Source organism: Crystallibacter permensis, from assembly GCF_025960875.1.
GTDB classification, from domain to species: domain Bacteria; phylum Actinomycetota; class Actinomycetes; order Actinomycetales; family Micrococcaceae; genus Crystallibacter; species Crystallibacter permensis.
In genome coordinates this window covers 71,068-92,396 of sequence record NZ_JAODLR010000017.1, presented here as the reverse complement: position 1 = coordinate 92,396, position 21,329 = coordinate 71,068, and the positions used below count along the sequence as shown (strand labels likewise).

Sequence of the window (21,329 nt, the reverse complement as noted above, 5' to 3'; positions counted from 1 at the left end):
ACTTCTACGGTGACTACCCCCGAGACAGTTTCCGACGTCGTTACCTCCTACCTTGAGCGCAACGGTTTCCGGTTTGCCCTGCTCACCTTGTCCGGCCCCGGTGGCCGGCCGGCCACGCTCGGTCCGGCCTCGTTGGAGCAGCTGGATGGAGCCCTCGACGCGGTGGAGACCTCTGACGTCGACGCAGTGGCCGTGACGGGGACAGGCACCGTATTCTGTGCCGGCGCCGACTTGGACAACATGTTGGAGGCCGAAACCCCTGAGGAGTCGGAAGGCATCGCCCGGCAGGGCCTGAACGTTTTCGGCAAGCTGGCAGCGATGCCGGTACCGGCCTTCGCCTTCCTCAACGGTGCGGCCCTGGGCGGTGGCCTCGAGCTGGCCCTCCACACGGATCACCGCATCGCAGCAGCCTCGGTACGCGCCATCGGTTTCCCTGAAGTCCGGCTCGGGTTAATTCCCGGCTGGGCAGGGATTCCGTTGTCCGTAGCGCTGGTGGGACCCGAGGCTACGGCCCAGCTGGTAGTGCGCGATTCACTGGCCGGACGCAATCTCGCTGCACGGGAGGCGCAGGCCGCTGGCCTGGTCGACGCAGTAGTACCGGGGCCCGAGTTCCTGACGGCCGCGCTGGAGGTGGCCTCCGCCATCCTCGCGGACGGGAGGACCGCCCACCGGCCACGGCCGAGCCAAGCCGGTTGGGCGGACGCGCTGAAAGCTGCCCGGCGCGAGCTGGACATCCGGCTCCACGGCGCGGCGCCTGCGCCCTATCGTGCGCTGGAGCTCATCGACCGGACAGTTCAAGACGCAGCGTCCCCCGAGGCCGAGGTCCGCGCATTCGGCGAGCTCGTCCTCTCCCCCGAGGCCCGCGCCAGCATCTACGCCTTCCGCCTCACCCAGTCACTGGCCAGGAACCCAGCGGGGCGACCGGCCGTCGATGCCCGCCCAGTAACATGCGTCGGAGTCATCGGCGCCGGCCTGATGGCCAGCCAGCTGGCGCTGGTCTTTGCCCGGCAACTTCGCGCCCCGGTGCTGATGACGGACCTTTCAGCCGAGAAGCTGGACAAAGCACTGGACTGGATCGACGCCCAGCTAACCAAGCAGGTGCACCGCGGCACACTGGCCGAAGACGCGGCCACCCAGATCCGCGGGCTGATCAGCGTCACCACAGACAAACAGGATTTCGCGACGTGCGACGCGGTGATCGAGGCAGTCTTTGAAGATCTCGCGGTGAAGCAGCACGTCTTTGCCGAGCTGGAGCCCATCCTGCGGCCCGACGCCCTGCTGCTGACCAACACCTCATCGCTGTCCATCGAAGCCATGGGCACCGATCTGGCGCATCCGGAGCGCCTGCTCGGTTTCCACTTCTTCAACCCGGTGGCGGTCCTGCCGCTGCTGGAGCTGGTGCGGACGCCGCAGACGGACCCGACGAGCCTTGCCACGGCCTTCGAGCTCGCCGCCCGGCTGCGCAAGACTGCTGTCCTGGTCGCCGATGCTCCAGGCTTTGTGGTCAACCGCCTGCTAACAAGACTTTTCAGCGAGGTGCTGGCGCTGATTGACGACGGCGGTGACCCCGCCGCCGTCGACCGGGTCCTGGATCCGCTGGGGCTGCCGATGCGGCCGCTGGCGCTGCTGCGCTTTATCGGTCCTGTGGTGCAGCAGCACATCTGCGAAACCATGCACAGCGCGTTTCCGGACCGGTTCCGGCTCAGCGCCACCCTGCACAAGATTGTCGACGCCGGCTTGCCCGGCTACCACGACGACGACGGCGAAGTCCCGCCCGAGGTCCGTGCCCTCCTGCCCGTAGCACACAGGGTGGACCCAGCCAAGGCGCGGAGCCGGATCATTACGGCGCTGGCCGACGAGGTGGAACACATGCTCGCCGAGGGCGTGGTGGCCGGGCCGGAGCAAATCGACCTGTGCATGATCCTCGGCGCCAACTACCCCTTCCACACCGGCGGACTGACTCCGCTGCTGGACCGGCTTGCCGGCACCAGCCATCACCCGAGGCCCGCCAGCGCGGGCAGCCCGAGAACAAAGGACAGCATCAGTGCCTGACTACGACGTTTCCGCTCCGCTCGACACCGACTATTACGGCGTCTTCCGCGACATACCCGCGGCGGACAGGGCGGTCTGGGTGCGCGCCCGGGCATTCACTGACGAAGCCGTGCCGCAGATGAACGATTACTGGGACCGCGCGGAATACCCCCTCCACCTGGTCAAGCGCATGGGCGATCTGGACCTGCTCTCCGACGGCCTGGCCATCCCGGGGCAGGAGCCGATGTCGCCCTTGGCCGCCGGCCTGGTCAACATGGAGGTCTCCCGCGGCGACGGCTCGCTGGGCACCGTGATTGCGGTGCAGGGCGGGCTGGCCATGCGTTCAATCGCGTACTTCGGCTCGCAGGAACAGAAGGAGCGCTGGCTCGGGCCGCTCGCCCGGGGTGAAGAGTTCGGCGCGTTTGCCCTGACGGAACCGGACCATGGCTCGGACTCCGTCTCGCTGGAGACCACCGCCGTGCGCGACGGCGATGCGTTTGTGCTGAACGGCGAGAAGAAATGGATCGGCAACGGTTCGGTCGGCGGTATCACCGTCGTCTGGGCGCGGGACGAGGAGGGCCATGTCCGCGGTTTCCTGGTCAGGCAGGACACTCCGGGTTATGAGGCCGAGACGATTACCGGCAAAGCGTCCCTGCGGGCCATTTACCAGGCCCGGATCCGGCTGGAAAATGTCCGTATTCCGGTAGGCGACGTACTGCCCGGCACCCGTACCTTCAAGGATGCTTCAGCGGTCCTGGTCGCTACGCGGCTGGGCGTGGCATGGTCCGCGCTCGGCCACGCCACCGCCGTCTACGAGGCCGCGCTGAACTACGCCAAGCAGCGGACTCAGTTCGGCAAACCGCTAGCCAAATTCCAGCTGGTCCAGGAACGGCTCAGCCACATGCTCGCCGAGCTGACCAGCATGCAGCTGCACTGCGTCCACATGGCCTCCTTGGACGCGGCCGGTGCCCTGCGGCCCACGCAGGCCTCGATGGCGAAATACCACAACACCCGCAAGGCACGCGAGCTGGCTTCCATCGCCCGCGACATGCTTGGAGGCAACGGCATCTTGCTGGAGAATCATGTAGTCCGCCATCTGCTCGACATCGAATCCATCCATACCTACGAGGGCACCGAAAGCGTGCAGGCTCTGCTGATCGGCCGCGAGGTCACCGGACACAGCGCCTTCGCCTAAACCCCGCCAAACCAGGAGCATGACAGTGACGTCAGTAATTCCCGCCGACATTCAGGCTGCCAACGACACTCCCCTGAGCCCGCTGCGTTTCCTGCAGCGATCCGCCGAAGTGTTCGGCCGCAAGACCGCCATCATCCACGGCGACCGCAGCTACAGCTACCAGGATTTCGCCAACGAAGCCCAGCGGCTGGCCAAGGCGATCAGGAACCGGATCGAGCCGGGCGACCGTGTGGCGTTCCTTTGCCCGAATGTCCCTGAACTGCTGATCGCGCACTTCGCTGTGCCGCTGGCCGGCGGCGTGCTGGTGGCGCTCAACACCCGTCTTTCGCCGCGGGAAATCCATTACATTCTGGAACATTCGGAGTCCAAACTCGTGTTCGTGGACTCCGAATTCCTGGGGTCGCTGGCAGGGCTGCAGGCGCAGCTGCCCGAACTCGCCGAAATCGTGGAAGTCTCCGACAGCACCGTCGCACCGGCCCAACCCGTGGCTGCGACCAGCGATGCCAGAACCGCCGCGACAACCGGCTACGAACAGTTCCTGGCCTCGGCACCGGAGGCGCCGGATCTGCCGTGGGGCGTGGTTGATGAGCGCACCCCGATCACGCTGAACTACACCTCGGGAACCACTGGACGGCCCAAAGGCGTGCTCTACTCGCACCGCGGCGCCTACCTGAATGCCCTCGGCGAGACCTTCCACAACGGTTTCACCGGCGACACCCGCTACCTATGGACGCTGCCGATGTTCCATTGCAACGGCTGGTGCACCCCGTGGGCCGTCACCGCCGCTGCCGGCACGCATGTGTGCCTGCGCGGCGTCCGCGCCGATGCCGTCTGGGACGCCGTCGACAACCAGGGCATCACCAACCTGTGCGGAGCGCCGACTGTCTGCAACATCATCGCCGAAGCCGAACAGGCGCACCCGTTGGAGTCGCCGCTGCGGCTCACGACGGCGGGAGCACCGCCGTCGCCAACCATCATCGGCAAGCTCGAAGCCCTTGGAATCACGGTTGTCCACGTGTACGGATTGACCGAGGTGTACGGGCCGAACACCATCTGCGAGCACCAGCCGGAGTGGGACTCGCTCCCGGCCGCGGAACGGGCCGAGAAGGTCTCGCGCCAGGGCGTGGGCATGCTGCAGGCGGACAGTGCCCGGGTGGTGGATCCGGACATGAACGACGTGCCCGCGGATGGGAACAGCATCGGCGAGATCGTCCTGCGCGGCAACAATGTCATGCTCGGGTACTACAAGGATGAGGAAGCCACCGCGGAGGCGTTCCACGGCGGCTGGTTCCATACCGGCGACCTGGGTGTCATGCATCCCGACGGCTACATCCAGCTCAAGGACCGGGCCAAGGACATCATCATCTCCGGCGGCGAAAACATCTCGACGATCGAAGTCGAGCAAGCCATTGTCTCCCACCCCGACGTGCTGGATGCCGCCGTCGTCGGTGTTCCGCACGAAAAGTGGGGCGAGCGGCCGATGGCCTTCGTGATCCGCAGCAGCACCGCCTCCGTCAATGATGCGCGCCTGCGCGATCACCTGCGGGAACGGCTGGCCGGCTTCAAGCTGCCCGACCGGATCCTGTTCACCGACGAGCTGCCGCGCACCTCCACCGGCAAGGTGATGAAAGCGGATCTCCGCGCCTCCGCCCTTCAGGCTGCAGCAGTCCAGGACGCTCAAGAGCCTGTGTCATGAGCTAGCCGGCTGGGAGGACTGCAGCCGGTAACAGTGCGCTGACTGTCCGACGGCGGCGATACGCTGGATAAAACCTTTCAGCACTACCTCCGGGGGTCAGCATGTCCAATCCGTACCAGCCGTCGAATCTGCCCGCGCCGCAGCATCCGGCGCCGGTCTACCAACAGTTCTACGTCCAGCCCCAGCCGAAGGGCGCCAGCGTCACGGCCATGGTGCTGGGGCTGGTCTCGCTGTTTCTCGGGTTCACTTTCGTGGTGCCCATTGTGGGATTCATTTTCGGCCTGGTCGGCCTGAGCAAGGAACCCGCGGGCAGGGGAATGGCGGTCGCCGGACTGGTGCTCAACGGCCTCATGCTGCTGGGCTGGGTGCTGCTGTTCATCTTCGTCTTCGGCATTTTCGGCGCGGTAGCCACCTCCGGCACTATGACCTGACTCCCTAGTGCGCTTGCCCATACCCGGACTTAAGATAGTGGCGTGACCTGTCGGCGTCCTTGCGGGCGGGCACTGCCAGCCATAGGAGAAACACCATGGGTATAGGTAACAGGATCAAGCGGGCCGCCGAGCGGTTGGGCGGCAAGGGCAGGATGGGCACCGGGCATACTCCCGGCAGCACTCGGGGCAGAACGCGCGGTACTTATGGATCGCCCGGAGCAGCAAGCACGGAACACGGTGGCATCGGCGGGAAAATCATGGGCGCCCTGAGGAGAAAGCACTGAGCGAACAGATCCACGGGATTCTTGACCGGGCGCAGGAAGAAATGCTCTGGGTTGGCCCCGACCACCCCTCGTACCGGCTGCTGTCGGAGCTGACCCATGCTGTCCGGGATGCCTGGCAAGAAGGCTTCGAGCACGCCCGCCACGGCACCGCCGAAGACAACCCGTACCGCTATTGAGTACGACGGCGGTGCCTCCTTCTCCCCGCCCGGCACGTTGCCGGGGTGGGGACGAAAGGCAGGCACCGCCGTCGTTGGTCTTGCGGTCAGTGCAGCATGTGCTGGTCAGCGCGAGTAAGTGTTCCTCATCAGCGCGAGCGGACCCGCTCCAACACGTGCTCTTCGGCCAGCGGTCCGGCCTTAATGCCGGCGGGCACACGGAAGAAGTAGACCAGCCCGATGACCCACCACAGGCCGAAGAGGATCCACGGCTCGATGCCCAGCTGAGCCGGCATCCCCGGCATGTACAGACTGAACAGGGCCACACCCAGCACGGCCGCGGCGATGCCGATCCCGATGCCGCCCTTTCCCTTGCCGCCGATCCGCAGCGGCCGGTCCATCTCCGGTTCGCGGCGGCGCAGGATCAGGAAGGAAATCGCCACCATGGTATAGGCCAGCACGATGCTCGGAGCGCCGGAGTCCACCAACCAGACCAGCATCTCCACGCCGAAGAACGGCGCCAGGAAGCTCAGCGCGCCGATGAACAGCAGGGCATTATGAGGGGTGCCGTACTTGGGGTGCAGCTTGCCGAACCAGGCCGGCAGCATTCCGGAGCGCGCCAACGAGAACAGCAGCCGGGACGCGCCCAGCAGCAGCGAGTTCCACGAGGTGAGGATGCCTGCGATACCGCCGGCGATGAGTACCTTGGCCATGATGTCCGATCCGAACATCGCGCCCATGGCGTCCGCGGTCGCAATGTCCGTCCCCGCCAGCTCGCTGGCCGGCATGGCCGACGACGTGGTCAGCACCACCATGACATACCAAATGGTGGCCAGGATGACCGAGACCACCACGAGCCGGCCGATCTGGCGGGCCGGGATATTCACTTCCTCCGCGGACTGTGGAATCACGTCGAACCCAATGAAGAGGAACGGCACCACCACCAGTACGGCGAAGAAGCCCGTCATGCCGCCGTTGAAGAACGGCTCCATGTTGGAGACCTCGCCGCCGGTGAAAGCACCGGCGATCATGACCAAGCCGATGGCCAGCAGGAACAGCACCACGAAGGTCTGCACAATGCCGGCTTCCTTCACGCCGCGGATGTTGATCCAGGTAATAACGACGGCGGCAACGGCACCCACCAGTGCCCAGGTCAGATGGACGTCGAAACCGGCGACGTTCCAGAGCTTGATCTGGCTGAGGTTGGGAAAGATGTACTGAACGGTCCGCGGGAGCGCCACCGCTTCGAAGGCCACGATGGTCACGTAGCCGCCGATGATGGCCCAGGAACCGATGAACGACGGGCGCGGGCCCATCGCCCGCATGATGTAGTTGTGCTCGCCGCCGGCCTTGGGCATCGCCGCACACAATTCGGCGTAGGTCAGTCCGACCACACCCATGATGATGCCGCCCGCAAGCATGGCCGTCACCGAACCCATGGTTCCGGCGGACTCCAGCCAGCCACCGGTCAGGACCACCCAGCCGAAGCCGATCATGGCCCCGAAGCCGAGGGCGAGGACGTCGAAGCGGCCCAGTACTTTCTTCAATGAGGGTTCGGTTTCGTGTTGTGATACTGCCACGCCGATGCCCCTTTCTCGTTCATATGCCGTTCGGGCATGGGAAATTGCCGGCGACGCGAGGGTGGCGCCGATCACGGCAAGAGTAACTGCACGACATTACTACGATGTTTCGCCCTGAACGGTCATGTTGCGTTGGCTGGGTCTTCTTGCCCAGCGCGCCACAGGCGCTGGGCAGCGCTGAGGGCGGCAGCACCATCATGCTGCCGCCCTCAGATCAGCTCTCGGCCGGTGAACGGGCTGCGGCCCGTGGCTAGGGGTTGTGCTGGACTACGAAATCCCCACCCGGGAAGACCACCGACTCGTGGCCGTCGTCGAACCGCACAAAGTACGGCGGAGCGCCGTCATCTCCCCTGACTTCGACGATTTCCCCGTGCCGGTCGGACGATTCAACGGTCCTGCCGCGGACAATGATCCTGTTTCCTGGCGATGCCTTCATCGTGTATTACCTCCTGGCCCTAGCGTACGATCGACCGCGCAGAAGGGGAATAGCCGCTACCTCGTGAAGACTTCCACGCTGACCGGCGTGGGGTTGGCGAAGAGGTCCAGCACCGGGCAGTGGGCGTCCACCGTGCGGCGCAGTTCCTCGTAGCGTTCCTGCGATTCCGGACCGCTGATGTTCACGCTGAGCCGCACGGAGCTGAATCCGGGGCGCACGTTATCGTCCGCCCCGAACAGGCCCTGCACATCCAGATCGCCCTCGGCATCGATGCTGATCTCGTCGAACCGGATGCCCAGCTGGTGTGCGTAGAGCCGGTAGACCACCACCTGGCAGGAGGCCAGGGCGCCCAAGGCATACTCCACCGGGCTGGCGGCGGTGTCCTCACCGGCCAGTCCCACCGGTTCGTCAACGGAGAACTCGTGCTTGCCGGCGGTGACGCGGGTGGCCACCGGGCCGGTTCCCTCGCCTGCGACCTTGAAGGTCAGCTTGGCGTTCGCGGTGTCTTCGGCAATCTTGCCGGACCAGAAGGCGCCGGCCTCGTTGAGGCGGGCGGCACGGTCTTCGGCCAGATCACGGAGAGCTGTTTCAGTCATGGTGGAATCCTTCCTGTCGGCGCATGCCGGAGCAGGGCGCCATACTTACGCCTCCCCTTTGGGCGGGCGTCGAATCTTCACCTGGGGCACCCCGCTACAGCTACGAGGGTTGCCGTCCAACCGGCCAGGGCCGAAGGTTGGAACTCTTGATTCTGCGTCCGATTCTGCCCGCCGCACCCCGGAGCACTCAACCGCGCCGTAACACGAGGACTTCTCTATCGCTTAGCGGCCCAGCTCGCCCTCGGGCCGGCCCACCTGGCCTTCGGGCTGGTGTTTGTCGCCGGGAATTCGGGCTTGGTCATACTCCGGGCTGCCTGGTACAGGCTCCGCCTTGGGCTCGTCCTCGGCGGGCTTCTTGGGCGGTTCGCGGAAGTAGTCCGCGTTGGCCAAATTCCAGTCTTCGCTCCAGCCGCGGGGAGGATCCTTGAGCAGTTCGCCCGGCTCCATCCAGTTGTAGATGCTCTCGTAGGAGCGCGTGGTCAGATGGTCCACGCGGCGCCGAAGCATCCGCGGCGAGACCTCGTCCGGGGATTTGCAGCCCATCGACGCCATGATCTGCACGCTCTCGTCCACGGTGAGCTTCTGGTAGTTGAAGACGCGTTGGCCCTTATCCTCGACGTTGAGCGCCCGCACCAGCCGCGGGTTCTGCGTGGCCACGCCCACCGGGCATTCGTTGGTGTGGCATTTCTGCGCCTGGATGCAGCCGGTGGCCATCATCATGGTCCGCGCGCTCATGGTGAAATCCGCGCCTTCGATCAACCGCTTGACGATGTCCGAGCCGGACGCCACTTTCCCCGCCGCGGCAATGCGGACCCGCTCCCGCAGCCCCACGCCGACCAGGGCGTTATGCACCAGCATCAGTCCCTCGGTCAGCGGCGTGCCCACGTTGTCCTGGTACTCCAGGGGTGCCGCGCCGGTACCGCCTTCGGAGCCGTCAATCACGATGAAATCCGGCGTCACCTTCTCCTCGAGCATCGCCTTGCAAATAGCGAGCACGTCCACCCGCGAACCCACGCACAGCTTGAAGCCGATGGGCTTTCCATCGGAGAGTTCGCGCAGCTGCTTGACGAAGCGGATCAGTTCCCGCGGCGTGCCGAAGGCGCTGTGGCTGGCCGGAGATATGCAGTCAACGCCCATCTCCACGCCGCGTGCTTCCGCGATCTCCGCGGTGACTTTGGAACCCGGCAGGACCCCGCCCAGACCCGGCTTGGCCCCTTGAGAAAGCTTGATGCTGATGCCCTTGACCTCCGGCCGCGCCGCCTTCGGTATGAAGGTCTCGGGGCTGAAGTGGCCGTCTTTGTCCCGCGCGCCGAAGTAGCCGGAACCTATCTCCCAGATCAGGTCGGCACCGTACTCGAGGTGGTACTTGGTCAGGCCGCCTTCACCCGTTTCCTGCACAAACCCGCCCAGCGCCGCACCCTTGTTCATCGCGAGTACGGCATTCTTGGACAGCGAACCGAAGCTCATGGACGAGACATTAAACAGCGAAATATCGTAGGGCTGCCTGCAGTCGGGGCCGCCGAGCGGTATCCGTGGATGCTGCTTGGGCGGCGCGACCGGAGCGGTGGAATGGATCAGGTACTCGTAGCCGATCTGGTTCACTTCGCGTTCCGTGCCGAAGGCCTTATGGCTGTTCTCGCCCTTGGCCCGCGCATACACCAGCGACCTCACGTCGCGGTTAAACGGCTTCCCGTCCACGTTCCGCTCGACAAAGTACTGCTGGATTTCGGGCCGGATGGATTCCAGCACGTAGCGCATATGCCCCAAGATGGGGTAGTTCCGCAAAATCGAGTGCCGGGTCTGGACCACATCCCAGATCCCGATCACCAAGAGCGCAACAACGACGGCGGCCAACACCCACCAGCCAACGGAACCGAACGAGGCGGCGACGATGGTGATAAAGCCCAGCACGGCCAGAACAACAAAAACCAAAAAGCGTGCCATGGCTCGAGTCTACGACCGGATGCCGGAGGAACCGGACGGATCAAGGAGATTCATCCGGTTCCTGAACACGCTGAGAGGAGCCTGAGGTCAGGCGGGGCAGTCGGCTGGCTCCCGCCCAGCAGATGCCGACGCCGGGGCCGATAGCGCTCCCCGCCTCAGCCGCGACATTAAGCTGCGGAACCAAGCCAGCGCCCGATTGTCATTCGGCTTGGCCGGAAAGACGGGCTGGGTTGGAGCCACAGTCCTGATCCGGCTCGCGGGCGACCGTAACGCCGCTCCCCGCCCTTGGTACTGCGAGCGCTGGCGGGTCCGCTCTGCCTGCGCCATCAGCTGCTGTAGTTCGATGTTGTGGATCTTCAGCCAGTATTCCGGAGGTTGGAGGCTCATGGCTGGTCCTGCTTTCTGCACGGGTTCCGATAGGTCTTAGCGTCAACGCCGTGCACACCGGATTCAATGGCCGGGAAAACTGCCAGTTTCCGTCGATTTCCTGCCATGGCTCCCCTGCCGCCGCTAGATAACGACGTCGAACTCCGCTGCCGCTGATAGCTGGCCATTCACCTGTACTTGAAGCAGGTGGCGGCCGGCGTAATGCACTCGGGTGGTCATCGGCCGGAGGGCATGGGTCTTCCTGAACCGGCGGGTCTCGCCCGGTTCCAATTCCGCGACGGCGAGCTTGAAGACCTTCGGGGCCAGCGACCCGTTGGCTTTCACGTAGTGGACCACATAGTCGACGGCCAGGCGTGCCGGGTGCAGCGAGTCGTTGGTGACCGTCACCGTGAACGCGATTTCGCCCGGCAACTGCACCTCGGTCCTGTCCAGTTCCGGCCCGGATATACTCACCGCACTCGGAGTGAAGCCCAGCAAAGCAAGCGCGCCGGGGTGCGCCTTCTTGACCAGCGTCCGCAGCCCATGCCGCACCACCCACGGCGTTCCGTCGCGAGTGTCCTCCTGCCACTTCCCCGCGAGGGCGACTACGGTTTCCGGGTCGTGGCGGGCGATGTCGTTGAGGTGGTTGGCCACGGACCGGCGGACCAGTTGGCTTGAGTCGGCGTGCAGGGCATCGAGCAGCGGCAGCGTTGCTTCCGGCCGGGCGATGATTTCCGGCACGCGGACCGCCCAAGGCAGGTACGGCCGCGGTCCCTCGCTTGCGAGCCGGCGGACCTGTTCGTCTCTGTGGAGGGTCCAGTCCTGCATCTGTGCCAGTGCCCGGTCAAGGTCTTGAAGGAGCAGGCGGCGGATCGCGAACTCTCCTGTGAGCCGGGGAGTCAGCTCGAAGAGCAAAGCCAAGGCATCGTCAAAGGCATGCGTGGTCCCGTCCTGCAACGCGAGCGTAACCGCGGCCTCCGAGACCGGCCAGATCATCCAGCCGGTGAAGGACTCATCATTCAGCGCAGTCCGGATGATGCCGGCGGCATGCTCATAGCCAACGTCGAGATCGGACAGCAGCGCTGCTGCCAGTAGGTCGCAGCGTGCCCGGAGCGAGAGCGGATCCAGCTTCGCCTCGGCAGCGGCGAGGGCGGCCCAGCCCGAACCGGGTAAGCCTTGGCCGAGCGTTGTCCTCAGTCCTTCCACGGCCTCCGGGCCCAGCAGGTCGTTCATTGCACCCATGCGGTCCTCCCGGTATCCGACGGCTCCTGCCAACATCCCCTCTTCGGCATCTTATGGTGCGCAAGGACTTCAGTGCTGCACACACCTCAGTTGGCGGAACCGACCGAACGATGCTCCTCGTCGCACGATAAGGCAATTCGCTTTTTCTCGGCCGCTTTCTATTCACTATTCAAGTGTTGCCATTATCACCAATTCTTTTTTGCTTTATTGGGCCTTTTGGCTATCATTGTTATAGAGGCTTGAGGATAAAGATAAAGAAACGTCAAAGGGCACTAGATGCCGACTGGTTGATTTATCCGAAACAAATTCACATTCAAGGGAATAGTGAATAACAAGAACGTGGGGAGAACCTGTTCCGGACGCCGTTCGAAGCCTCGCTACTGGCTCGGGTGTCGGCAAGCAAATTGGCGCCGACATACCAAAGTCCTATGGGCCGGTGCGTCCAGGAACTGAATCACTGAGAGGAGTTTGCTTGATGTACGGAAAGGAAATGTCTTTGTCTTACAACGAACGAATGCAGCTGGAGAAGTTGGAAAGGCAGATCGATTCGGAAGATCCGGCATTTGCCCAAAAGCTTCGGACCGGGATGCCGGGGCAGCCGGCGCTAGTTGCGAGCTGGCCCGGACTGTTCGTGCTGTTGACCGGAGTGCTGGTGCTCCTGTTCGGCGTCGCCACACAATTGCCCCTCATCGGGATTATTGGCTTCCTGCTATTGGTTATCGGTGGTTATAAGCAGGTTCGCGAGCCGTTCCCTCAGGAGGATTCGGGCAGGCAATCCAGGTAATTAAACCCCATGCCAACTATCAGCGGTGAAAGGAGGTAGAAACCCCATGTTGGACACGATCAATTTCACTATGGCAGCCGAATGCCGCCAGGGGGATGAGCAGGCCTTCCGCGACGTTATCGACTGGATATTAGCTAACGGTGTGGGAGGGGCGTCCTTCGAAGCTGCTGAGGTAACCGGCAGCGTAGCGTACCTGCAGGGATCCATCGTCGGCGACCGCCGGTTGGTCGCACAAGCCGGACTTGCCGAGTATCTCGCCGACGTTCTCGCCCGCAAGGAAGGCATCCACTTGAATATCAGCATCCACCTTGCCTCGCCTAGCAGGCAACTGCCGGCTGAGCACGCGGCGGTTGCCGCATAACGAGGTTCGGCATGCGTAACGAAGAACCCAGAACCGCGGCAGGACCGAGGCCTGCCGCGGGGCAGTTCAATTCAGCCCGCTGGGCAGCAGCAGCCTGATTGCGTTCCATTCGGCACCGGCGGCAAACCATTGACCCCGGCTGCACCCGGGGGTACGAATGAGGGACGCGAACTAGTTGGAGGTATGGCCATGTCGTCTGAGTCGACCAACACATCAGAGATTCCCGGTTACAACTACGGAACCGCCGAGCATTCGCCCGTGACGCTGACCGAGTTGGAGGAACTCAAGGCCAGTGTGATGCTCGATGAACGCGACGCGGCGCTGCTGCAACGGGCGGGTGAACTGCTCGATGACCAGGTCGATGACATTCTCGATGTCTGGTACGGCTTCGTCGCCAGCCAACCGCAACTGGTTGCCCACTTTTCCCAGCCCGGCGGGCCACCCATCGATGAATACCTCGCGGCGGTCCGTCCGCGCTTCGGGCAATGGATCCGCGACACCTGTTCCCGCTCCTATGATCAGGAGTGGCTGGATTACCAGAACGAAATCGCGCTCCGGCACACGCCCGCCCACAAGAACGAGACGGACCATGTCGGCTCCACGTCGGTAGTGCCGCTGCGGCATCTGATCGCGCTGACCGGGCCCGTGGCGATCACAGTCCGTCCCTTCCTGGCACGGAAAGAGAGTGACGGCGAACAGGTTGATGCGATGATGCAGGCCTGGCTCAAAGCGGTGCTGCTGCAAATTGCCTTGTGGTCGCGACCCTACACGCGGGAAGGGCAGTGGTAGAAATGGTCAACGAAGCCAAAGATGTGAACAGTGACCAGCAGGCCATCGCCGCCGTCGAACACCATCACGGACAGATGCTGACCCGGCTGACCCATTTGACCCGCGCGTTGGTTGACGCAGTGGAAAGCGGGAAGAAGCCGGCCGAACATGACGCTCACGCGCTGCTGGTGGAGTGGTGCGAAAACGACCTCATTCCGCACGCCCTGGCAGAAGAATCAGCCATCTACGAACGCGCTCGCTCCCGGCCAGAGGCACAGCTTCTTGTCGAGGGCATGCTCGCCGAACACCGGGTGATCACCAATACGCTGGAGGAACTGCGCGGTGCACAGGGAATCCAGGCCGCGGCCCTGGCCACCGCGATCGAGCGCCTCTTCGCACAGCATCTGGACAAGGAAAACACGCTGCTGCTGCCCTTCATTGTTTCGCAGCCGGATCTGTCCCTCGTCGAGGCGGTCGAGGGCTTGCATGAGATTGTCGGCGCGGCCCACCACCACGGCGGCGAACACCAGCACACGACGACGGAAACCCGTTTGGACTGAGAGGACGTCAACATGGCAGCATCCTTCAAGACCGGCGACCACGTGCGGTGGAACTCAGAGGCTGGCGAAGTTTCCGGCAAGATTACCAAGATCCACACCAAGGACTTCGAGTTCAAAGGCCGCACCCGGCACTGCTCGCCGGAGGAACCGCAGTTCGAGATCAAAAGCGATAAAACGGATCACGTTGCGGTCCACAAAGGATCGGCGCTGCACAAGATCGGCTGAGCGGCCGTTACTCCCCAGACTGCGGCATCCATGACATGCAGTAGTTGAGATTCGCGTTGACGGTAGCCACGGCCGCGTCCTCGTCGCCGGCGGCAATGGCCGCCACGAGCGCCTCATGACCGGCTTCCAAACAGCCATCGAAACCATTGCGCAGCCGCTGGGCCATTTTCGTGCCGTGAAAGACGTCTCCGAAGCTGCCGTAGAGCTCATGCAGCAGCCGGTTACCCGAGGATTCTGCCACCTTCAGGTGGAAGTCCCAGTCGGCCGTAATCCACTGTTCCAGGTCCTCCGCCGCCCAAGCCTCGCGGCGCTTGGCGAGCATCGTACGCATAGCCGCGATGTCGCCGTCGTTAGCTAATCGGGCTGCCAGACGCGCGGCCTTCGTGTCCAGAGCGAAGCGGACCTGCAGCACATCCTGGTCTTCGTGCTCCCGGTAGGCCTTGCGGGCGGCACCATGGATTTCGCTGGCCGCACGGACGTAGGTGCCGTCCCCGCGCCGTACCTCCAGCATCCCGGCGTGGGCCAGCGCCTTGATTCCTTCGCGCAGGGTCCCGCGGGAAACGCCGAGCTGCGCCATGAGCTCGGGCTCGGGCGGGATCCGTTCCTGCAGCGGCCACTGGCCGGAGACGATCGCCTCGCGCAGCCGCTCGGTGACTTCGTCGGCAAGCTGCGGGCGGTGGATTGAACCGAGTGTCATGCCTGGCTCCCCTCGCCGCGACGCCCAAGCAATCGCCCACGGCCACCCGAGCGAGCCCGGCCCCGGCCACGCCCACGCCCACCTCCACCAGCAGCGCCGCCACCCGCGCTGAGCCAGTACGCCAGGAACAGCTGCAGCACTGCCACGGCCACCATCAGCTCCAGCGACAGCGTCCACCCACCGGTGGCCGCGTGCAGCAGCCCCAAGCCGAACGGTCCCGCGGTTGCCACGAGATAGCCCACCGACTGGGCAAGAGTCGACATCGCCGTGGTTTCCGCCGCGTTGCTTCCGCTGCGGCTGATCACCACCATGACGATCGGGAACACTGAGAACCCGATGCCGATCAGCAGCACCGGCACAAGGACCAGCTGGTTGGGCATAACCAGCAGGCTCACGTAGCCCAGGAAGCTGGAGCCTGTGGACACCATGAACGCCGGGCGCAGCAGCCGCGGCTTGCTGGCCATCGCCAGCACCAGGACGACGGCGGGAATGCTGATCAATTGCACGGCCCCGAGCATCAGTCCCGCGGATGCCGGGTCCAGGCCGCGGGCGATAAGGATGGAGGGCAGCCAGCTGATGATCGTATAGACCAGCAGCGCCTGCACGGTGAAGAGACCGGTGATCAGCAGGCCTTTTGGGGTGAGCAGCAACGGCCACGGCGAAACGCCCGCACAGGTTTCGGCTACCGGGCGCGGCTTGCCTGCCACAGCCAGCGGAAGGAACGCGAGCAGGGCCACGACGGCCAGGAGCGACCACGACGCAAGGCCCATAACCGGCGAGTTCAGCTGCATCGCCACCGGCACACTCAGCGCTGCGGCAGTGGTCGCGCCGATCGACATGGTGATGGTGTAGACGCCCGTCATGGTGGAGGTCCGGTGCGCAAAGTGCTTGCGGATGAAGGAGGGCATCGCCACGTTGCAGATGGCCAGCCCGGACATACTGACCACCGTGCCCAGCAGCAGCATGCCGACCGAATCGACCGCCCGCAGCGCCAGTCCCGCGGTGAGCAGCGTCAATGCAACAGCAATCGCCCGCTCCAGCCCGACAAGTCTGGTCAGCCAGGACGTGGCGGCGCCGGCAACCGCGAAGCAAACAACGGGAATCGACGGCAACGTGGCAGCCACCAGCGGCCCGTAACCGAGCAGCTGCTGTAGATCGTGGAACAGGGCGGCTGCGCTGGCCACCCCAACCCGCAGGTTCAGACCGATGAGTACGACGGCGGCAATCGCCAAGAAGGCCGCAAGCCTTTTCGTCGGGGCCGGCTTCGGCGCCATCTGCTGTTCGTCCAACTCCGGAGCAAGAGTTTCGTCCAAAACCTCGCCCAAGCTTTCATTCGTAGGTGCATGAGGAGCTTGAGTAATCCGGGACGACATACGTAAACATTAGACGTCTGATGTCTCCAGGGCAAACCTCCTGGACACAACTCGGGACGCACGGCTGCCAAAGCTCTGAGGAAAAGCGGATAAAGATACTGCGGAACGGTCGTCGCCGTTTGGTAGCTGAACTGTCAGAAGTATCCGATAGGTTCGCGTCAGGAACTTTCTCATGAGGGGAAAACACAGACCATGGAATCGAAGGGCACTGAAGAATCCACGGCTCGTTCGAAGACGACCTTCGAAAAACCGCCTGGACGATCCGCTATGCCTACGTGGTACCCGGATCTATTAGACTCCGTTGCCTCGAGGGTGGCTGCGGGACGCGTCAGAGCAATCAATGCCGCAAACCAGGAACTTGTGCGTACCTATTGGGCCATCGGAAACGACATACTCAATCGTCAGGAACAAGAGGGTTGGGGCGCCAAGGTCATCGACCGACTTTCAGCCGACCTCCGAGACCGCTTTCCCGAGGCAAAGGGGTTTTCTTCCCGCAACCTCAAGTACATGCGGTCGCTGGCTGAGGCCTGGCCGCAGACGGCAATTGTGCAAGCGCCACTTGCACAATTGCCCTGGTATCACCATCTGGCTCTCTTGGACAAAGTTCGGGAACCTGCAACGCGCCTCTGGTATGCCGAGAAGGCGGTCGAGGGCGGCTGGTCCCGCAACGTCCTTACCCACCAGATCGACTCCCGTCTCCATGAGCGGGCGGGGAAGGCTACGTCGAATTTCAAGACGACCCTGCCGCCGTCGGACTCCGACTTGGTGCAGCAGGCGACCAAGGATCCGTACGTCTTCGATTTCGTAGCGATGACCGGTCAACGGAATGAACGCGAACTGGAGTCCCAACTGATCGACCATGTACAGAAGTTCTTACTGGAATTGGGCCAAGGCTTCGCCTTCGTCGGACGGCAGATCCAACTGCACGTTGCTGGCGACGAGTTCTTCGCCGATTTGCTGTTTTACAATTTCAAGCTGCGGCGCTTCGTGGTTATCGAACTCAAGGCCGGGAAGTTCGATCCGGGCTACCTCGGCCAACTCGGCGTATACATGAGCGCGGTGGACGACCTACTGGCGCAGGATGGCGACAAGCCCACAATTGGTCTATTGCTCTGCAAATCAAAAAATGAACTAGTTGCTGAATATGCGTTACGCGGCTATAACTCACCCATCGGCGTCGCGAACTGGGCCGCAGAACTGGAGGAGTCTATGCCCGAAGAATTCGCCGGCGCTTTGCCCACCGTCGATGAGCTTGAGGCCGAGCTAACTGCGGCTACGGACGATAGACCGGTTAGGGACGAAACGAAATGATTTAAACTACAGCCAAAGGCCCGACAACTACTGTTGACTTTCAGAGACCCGCATTCTTCAGCGATTGAATATCGCGGCGGCGTTCGCTCTCGATAATCTTCATCATCTGCCGTTGGATCTTGTCCACGGTATGTCTATCGAGCTCCTTGCGCAGCACGGCCAGTTCGTCGGCAGCAATCTGCCGACGGATACCATCGCGCTCAGCAACAGAAGAAGCCTGTTCCAGCGCCTTTAGATAGCGCTCTTCCACAACAGGATTTTAGGTCCCGCGGGTCCGCGTAGGCCAGAGCCCAGGCTGTAGCCAATTAGGACAGCACGTCCTTGGTGGCGAACCTGCTGTAGGCGAGCGCGCAGAAGACGACGATGTAGCCGCCTTGCAGCAGACCGTTGGCGGCGAAGGAGTCCCAGGAGATCGGCTGGCGCAGCAGGTCCGCGAAGCCGAGCCAGTGGTGGCTGAACAGCCAGGGGTGCAGCCATTCGAGCTGCGGAAGGTTGTCCAGGATCTGGGACACGACGGCGAGGACCGCGGTTGCTGCCATGGCGCCGACAGGAACCTCGGTAAGGGTGGAAATGAACAGGCCGATGGCCGCGAGTCCGAGCAGGGACAGTCCGACGTAGCAGGCCACCAGGAACAGCCGCAGCAGCGACTCCCCTACGCTGATGGTGTCGCCGGAGAGCAGCGTGATCGGCCCTACGTCGAAGAGCGCTGAACCGATCAGCACTCCCGCCGTCGCCACGGAGAGCGCGGCGGCAAGGCAGAAGACGACGGCGGCAGCATACTTCACCGCCAGCAGACGGATCCGACCAGCCGGCGCCGCGAGCAGATATCTGAGGGTTCCGTGGCCTGCCTCGCCCGCGATGGTGTCCCCCGCGGCCACACTGACAGTCAGCGGCAGGAAGAGCGGGATGGAGACGACCATCCCGGTCAGCGCGATGAACAGTCCGTTCTGGGATACGCGGTCCAGGAACGGCGGACCTTGGCCGGGACCTGGATCACGCGAGGAAAGCCGGACGGCGAGCGCTATCAGGACCGGGACGGCAGCGAGCGCCGCCAGCATGGCCCAGGTCCGCCAGCGACGGAAGAGAACCTTCAGCTCGGACCCCAGGAGTGCCCAGCCCGCGGACGGCCGGGATGCGGCTGCTCGTGGCCGGGCATTGCCAGAGGACGGACCGGTTGGTGCAGAAGCGGGAAGTTTATTGGACAACGTCGAACCCCTCCCCCGTCAAAGCCACGAACCGCTCCTCGAGGCTGCTGTTTTCCACCGCGAAGCCTCGGACGCGGACGCCTTCGGCTACGAGGGCGGCGACGATCGATTCCGGTTCCACCGCATGGTCGGCGAGCGGAGCGCGGACGGTACTGCCGCCGTCGTTGTTTGAATTCGGCGGTTCAGGTGCGAGACCCAGCCGTTGGAGAACGCGGCGGGCGCCCTCGGTGTCGGGGGTCTGGACTTTGACGTGGGCGAGGCCGACCCGCCGGAGTTCGTCGACGGTCCCCTGCGCCACCAGTTTGCCGGCGCTCATGACGGCGGCGTGCGTGCAGATCTGCTCGACCTCCGCGAGCAGATGGCTGGACACGAAAACCGTGGTGCCTTCAGCAGCCAGCGAGCGCACCAGGCTGCGGACTTCCCGCGTTCCCTGCGGGTCCAGTCCATTTGTCGGCTCGTCCAGCACCAGCAGTTCACGCGGCATCAGCAAGGCGTTGGCGATGCCCAGCCGCTGCTTCATGCCCAGGGAGTAGGCTCGGACTTTTTTGCCGGCAGCGTGGGACAGCCCCACACGGTCAAGCGCCCGGTTCACGCGTGCGCGCCGGGTGGCCGAGGACGCGTGGCGGTCCGCGGTATCGAAGCGCTGCAGGTTGGCGGCGCCGGAGAGGAAGGGGTAAAAGGCTGGGCCTTCGATCAAGGCTCCGACGCGGGGAAGCACGTCGCGCAGACTCGCCGGCATGTCCTGCCCGAGCACACGGACGTGCCCGCTGGTGGCGGCTGCGAGGCCGAGCATGACCCGGATTGTGGTGGTCTTGCCCGACCCGTTCGGGCCGAGGAAGCCGAAGACGGATCCGTGCGGAACTGCCAAGTCGATGCCGTCGACGGCCGTCTGGTGGCCGAAGCGCTTGGTCAGCCCGGTGGTTTCAATCGCGAGTTCGGTAGACGGGAGGGCGCCGCTCACCGGCCCTCCGCTGCCGCCTGCAGTTGCTCCAACGGCACCGATCCGGCGAACACCCTGCCGTCGTCGGTCACGAGGACGTTCACCAGCGCCGAGGAAAGCAACCGGCCGCCGTCGACCTCTTGAGCGGTTTCGGCGATAAGCGGCGAGTCCATCAATTCCGGAGGCACTTCATCCGCCGGCAGGCCGATCACCGTTTCCCAGCCGGATCCGTACTTCACGTAGTCCTTGCTGTGCTCGCCTCGGTCACCCTTGGCATGCTTGGCATGCTTGGCGTGATGATCCTCGACAACGCGCTCTGTGACGGTGGCGCCGGGCGGCGGCGTGAAGTTGAAGAGATCGTCCGACGGCGTTTCCAGGCTCAGCTCGGTGAAGCCGACCTCGAAAGCCGGGGCGTCCTGGCCGCGGGCCTCGACATCCACGCTGAGCGGCAACCCTGTTTCCGAATCCACCGCAATTGAGACGGACCCGACCAGAGTCTCCGAACTGTCGGGAGTCAGCACCAGTTCATAGGCGGCACGGCCGGCGACTTCCGAATCCGACCCCACCGTCACTTCCGTGCTGGGCTCAACCGAGGACAGGAAGTGCTCGGCCAGATCCTCCGGGGTCCACGCTTTATCGCCGTGATACCCCTCGGACTCCGAGCCTTCCGGAAGAATCAGATGGGTGGCAGCATTCTGCTTGGAGCTGTACAGCCACACGTCCCGGCCGTTGCGGATGACATCCCGTTCGGCCAGCCGGTCCATAACCTGCACCCGTGCCTGTGAATGGCCATCCAGGTAAACCCGTGCCGTGTGGGATCCGCCGAGGAGCTCAAGGGCGGAGGCTACACCGGAAGGAACGCCGGACGAAGCATCAGACTCTCCGGCCGGCGAGTCCGTGGGCAACTGTGGCAAACCCAGTTCGGACGTCTGCTCCACGGTTCCGGACAGCGAGCGGACGGAACTGTCCGCCACCATCTCAAGGACCTCCTGCGGCGTCTTATCCGGCAAGTCCGTAGCCGCGCCCGCTTGGACAGTGCCCAGTACCGCGCCGCCTGCGACTACCGCAGGAACGACGGCGGCGGGGAGCCAGCGCTTCCAAACTCGTGTCATGACAACCTCCGACGTCGCAGTCTTCTATCCAGACTAC

Annotated in this window: 22 protein-coding genes and 1 riboswitch; of the genes, 11 read left to right on the top strand and 11 right to left on the bottom strand. The window is 64.0% G+C overall.

From position 1 onward, the window contains the following. Positions 1 to 9: 9 nt before the first annotated feature. The 5 genes from B0G38_RS17360 to B0G38_RS17340 all read left to right on the top strand — a co-directional run bounded on the left by B0G38_RS17360 (position 10) and on the right by B0G38_RS17340 (position 5,813). Positions 10 to 2,052 carry a 3-hydroxyacyl-CoA dehydrogenase NAD-binding domain-containing protein gene (locus B0G38_RS17360; RefSeq protein ID WP_264670569.1) on the top strand — a complete coding sequence of 681 codons (2,043 nt, stop codon included), beginning with the start codon at positions 10 to 12 and terminating at the stop codon, positions 2,050 to 2,052. Then, on the top strand, positions 2,045 to 3,226 hold the full coding sequence (locus B0G38_RS17355) for an acyl-CoA dehydrogenase family protein (RefSeq protein WP_264670568.1): 1,182 nt from the start codon (positions 2,045 to 2,047) through the stop codon (positions 3,224 to 3,226). Before B0G38_RS17360 ends, B0G38_RS17355 begins: the two co-directional genes overlap by 8 nt. Before the next feature lie 19 nt (positions 3,227 to 3,245). Beyond that, entirely contained in the window at positions 3,246 to 4,922 is a 1,677-nt protein-coding gene (locus B0G38_RS17350) for a long-chain-fatty-acid--CoA ligase (RefSeq protein WP_413542085.1), read from the top strand. A 101-nt stretch (positions 4,923 to 5,023) separates the two neighbouring features. Continuing rightward, on the top strand, positions 5,024 to 5,353 hold the full coding sequence (locus B0G38_RS17345) for a DUF4190 domain-containing protein (RefSeq protein ID WP_264670566.1): 330 nt from the start codon (positions 5,024 to 5,026) through the stop codon (positions 5,351 to 5,353). A gap of 325 nt (positions 5,354 to 5,678) precedes the next feature. Then, entirely contained in the window at positions 5,679 to 5,813 is a 135-nt protein-coding gene (locus B0G38_RS17340) for a hypothetical protein (protein WP_264670565.1), read from the top strand. A gap of 128 nt (positions 5,814 to 5,941) precedes the next feature. On the opposite strand, the gene B0G38_RS17335 is transcribed toward B0G38_RS17340, so the two are convergent. From B0G38_RS17335 to B0G38_RS17315, 5 genes are all read right to left on the bottom strand, one after another. Beyond that, on the bottom strand, positions 5,942 to 7,372 hold the full coding sequence (locus B0G38_RS17335; RefSeq protein ID WP_264670564.1) for an APC family permease: 1,431 nt from the start codon (positions 7,370 to 7,372) through the stop codon (positions 5,942 to 5,944). A 250-nt stretch (positions 7,373 to 7,622) separates the two neighbouring features. Next, positions 7,623 to 7,808: a DUF1918 domain-containing protein gene (locus B0G38_RS17330; protein ID WP_074700899.1), complete on the bottom strand. Its 186-nt coding sequence runs from the start codon at positions 7,806 to 7,808 to the stop codon at positions 7,623 to 7,625. Positions 7,809 to 7,864: 56 nt separating this feature from the next. Then, positions 7,865 to 8,404 (bottom strand): OsmC family protein, encoded by a 540-nt coding sequence (locus B0G38_RS17325; RefSeq protein ID WP_264670563.1) that lies wholly within the window; start codon positions 8,402 to 8,404, stop codon positions 7,865 to 7,867. Between the two features lie 36 nt (positions 8,405 to 8,440). Beyond that, positions 8,441 to 8,556: riboswitch (SAM riboswitch) on the bottom strand. 70 nt (positions 8,557 to 8,626) lie between these two features. Next, entirely contained in the window at positions 8,627 to 10,348 is a 1,722-nt protein-coding gene (locus B0G38_RS17320) for an FMN-binding glutamate synthase family protein (protein ID WP_264670562.1), read from the bottom strand. A gap of 510 nt (positions 10,349 to 10,858) precedes the next feature. Next, positions 10,859 to 11,956 (bottom strand): DNA alkylation repair protein, encoded by a 1,098-nt coding sequence (locus tag B0G38_RS17315; RefSeq protein ID WP_264670561.1) that lies wholly within the window; start codon positions 11,954 to 11,956, stop codon positions 10,859 to 10,861. Positions 11,957 to 12,452: 496 nt separating this feature from the next. Between B0G38_RS17315 and B0G38_RS17310 the strand changes: the two genes are divergently transcribed. The 5 genes from B0G38_RS17310 (at position 12,453) to B0G38_RS17290 (ending at position 14,654) form a co-directional block, all read left to right on the top strand. Next, positions 12,453 to 12,740: a DUF3040 domain-containing protein gene (locus tag B0G38_RS17310; RefSeq protein ID WP_264670560.1), complete on the top strand. Its 288-nt coding sequence runs from the start codon at positions 12,453 to 12,455 to the stop codon at positions 12,738 to 12,740. A 46-nt stretch (positions 12,741 to 12,786) separates the two neighbouring features. Next, on the top strand, positions 12,787 to 13,101 hold the full coding sequence (locus B0G38_RS17305; protein WP_264670559.1) for a hypothetical protein: 315 nt from the start codon (positions 12,787 to 12,789) through the stop codon (positions 13,099 to 13,101). A 183-nt stretch (positions 13,102 to 13,284) separates the two neighbouring features. Next, the gene (locus B0G38_RS17300; protein ID WP_264670558.1) at positions 13,285 to 13,890 is read left to right on the top strand and encodes a protoglobin domain-containing protein; all 606 of its coding nucleotides are present in this window, start codon (positions 13,285 to 13,287) and stop codon (positions 13,888 to 13,890) included. Positions 13,891 to 13,892: 2 nt separating this feature from the next. After that, positions 13,893 to 14,429: a hemerythrin domain-containing protein gene (locus B0G38_RS17295; protein WP_264670557.1), complete on the top strand. Its 537-nt coding sequence runs from the start codon at positions 13,893 to 13,895 to the stop codon at positions 14,427 to 14,429. A gap of 12 nt (positions 14,430 to 14,441) precedes the next feature. Further along, positions 14,442 to 14,654 (top strand): hypervirulence associated TUDOR domain-containing protein, encoded by a 213-nt coding sequence (locus B0G38_RS17290; protein ID WP_264670556.1) that lies wholly within the window; start codon positions 14,442 to 14,444, stop codon positions 14,652 to 14,654. Between the two features lie 7 nt (positions 14,655 to 14,661). Here B0G38_RS17290 and B0G38_RS17285 read toward each other — a convergent pair whose 3' ends face one another. After that, the gene (locus B0G38_RS17285) at positions 14,662 to 15,351 is read right to left on the bottom strand and encodes a FadR/GntR family transcriptional regulator (RefSeq protein WP_264670555.1); all 690 of its coding nucleotides are present in this window, start codon (positions 15,349 to 15,351) and stop codon (positions 14,662 to 14,664) included. Then, on the bottom strand, positions 15,348 to 16,676 hold the full coding sequence (locus B0G38_RS17280; RefSeq protein ID WP_264670554.1) for an MFS transporter: 1,329 nt from the start codon (positions 16,674 to 16,676) through the stop codon (positions 15,348 to 15,350). Before B0G38_RS17280 ends, B0G38_RS17285 begins: the two co-directional genes overlap by 4 nt. A 240-nt stretch (positions 16,677 to 16,916) precedes the next feature. Here B0G38_RS17280 and B0G38_RS17275 point away from each other — a divergent pair, with 240 nt between their 5' ends. After that, on the top strand, positions 16,917 to 18,035 hold the full coding sequence (locus B0G38_RS17275) for a PDDEXK nuclease domain-containing protein (RefSeq protein ID WP_413542084.1): 1,119 nt from the start codon (positions 16,917 to 16,919) through the stop codon (positions 18,033 to 18,035). Positions 18,036 to 18,075: 40 nt separating this feature from the next. Here the strand turns inward: B0G38_RS17275 and B0G38_RS17270 are convergent, their stop codons facing one another. The 4 genes from B0G38_RS17270 to B0G38_RS17255 are packed head-to-tail and all read right to left on the bottom strand — an operon-like array spanning position 18,076 to position 21,292. Further along, positions 18,076 to 18,285, bottom strand: a complete 210-nt coding sequence (locus B0G38_RS17270; RefSeq protein WP_264670553.1) for a hypothetical protein — start codon at positions 18,283 to 18,285, stop codon at positions 18,076 to 18,078. Between the two features lie 55 nt (positions 18,286 to 18,340). Then, on the bottom strand, positions 18,341 to 19,240 hold the full coding sequence (locus tag B0G38_RS17265; protein ID WP_413542083.1) for an ABC transporter permease: 900 nt from the start codon (positions 19,238 to 19,240) through the stop codon (positions 18,341 to 18,343). Continuing rightward, positions 19,230 to 20,201 carry an ABC transporter ATP-binding protein gene (locus B0G38_RS17260; RefSeq protein ID WP_264670552.1) on the bottom strand — a complete coding sequence of 324 codons (972 nt, stop codon included), beginning with the start codon at positions 20,199 to 20,201 and terminating at the stop codon, positions 19,230 to 19,232. The genes B0G38_RS17265 and B0G38_RS17260 overlap by 11 nt, the downstream gene beginning before the upstream one ends. Next, a complete protein-coding gene (locus tag B0G38_RS17255; RefSeq protein ID WP_264670551.1) occupies positions 20,198 to 21,292 on the bottom strand; it encodes a LolA family protein in 1,095 nt (364 codons plus the stop codon). The genes B0G38_RS17260 and B0G38_RS17255 overlap by 4 nt, the downstream gene beginning before the upstream one ends. Between the last annotated feature and the right edge of the window lie 37 nt (positions 21,293 to 21,329).

Excerpts from the sequence above, each read along its gene's own strand:
- B0G38_RS17350 (WP_413542085.1), top strand. The coding sequence starts at position 3,246 with ATGACAGTGACGTCAGTAATTCCCGCCGACATTCAGGCTGCCAACGAC.
- B0G38_RS17345 (WP_264670566.1), top strand. The coding sequence starts at position 5,024 with ATGTCCAATCCGTACCAGCCGTCGAATCTGCCCGCGCCGCAGCATCCG.
- B0G38_RS17340 (WP_264670565.1), top strand. The coding sequence starts at position 5,679 with ATGCTCTGGGTTGGCCCCGACCACCCCTCGTACCGGCTGCTGTCGGAG.
- B0G38_RS17330 (WP_074700899.1), bottom strand. The coding sequence starts at position 7,808 with ATGAAGGCATCGCCAGGAAACAGGATCATTGTCCGCGGCAGGACCGTT.
- B0G38_RS17325 (WP_264670563.1), bottom strand. The coding sequence starts at position 8,404 with ATGACTGAAACAGCTCTCCGTGATCTGGCCGAAGACCGTGCCGCCCGC.
- B0G38_RS17320 (WP_264670562.1), bottom strand. The coding sequence starts at position 10,348 with ATGGCACGCTTTTTGGTTTTTGTTGTTCTGGCCGTGCTGGGCTTTATC.
- B0G38_RS17315 (WP_264670561.1), bottom strand. The coding sequence starts at position 11,956 with ATGGGTGCAATGAACGACCTGCTGGGCCCGGAGGCCGTGGAAGGACTG.
- B0G38_RS17305 (WP_264670559.1), top strand. The coding sequence starts at position 12,787 with ATGTTGGACACGATCAATTTCACTATGGCAGCCGAATGCCGCCAGGGG.
- B0G38_RS17300 (WP_264670558.1), top strand. The coding sequence starts at position 13,285 with ATGGCCATGTCGTCTGAGTCGACCAACACATCAGAGATTCCCGGTTAC.
- B0G38_RS17295 (WP_264670557.1), top strand. The coding sequence starts at position 13,893 with ATGGTCAACGAAGCCAAAGATGTGAACAGTGACCAGCAGGCCATCGCC.
- B0G38_RS17290 (WP_264670556.1), top strand. The coding sequence starts at position 14,442 with ATGGCAGCATCCTTCAAGACCGGCGACCACGTGCGGTGGAACTCAGAG.
- B0G38_RS17285 (WP_264670555.1), bottom strand. The coding sequence starts at position 15,351 with ATGACACTCGGTTCAATCCACCGCCCGCAGCTTGCCGACGAAGTCACC.
- B0G38_RS17275 (WP_413542084.1), top strand. The coding sequence starts at position 16,917 with ATGGAATCGAAGGGCACTGAAGAATCCACGGCTCGTTCGAAGACGACC.
- B0G38_RS17255 (WP_264670551.1), bottom strand. The coding sequence starts at position 21,292 with ATGACACGAGTTTGGAAGCGCTGGCTCCCCGCCGCCGTCGTTCCTGCG.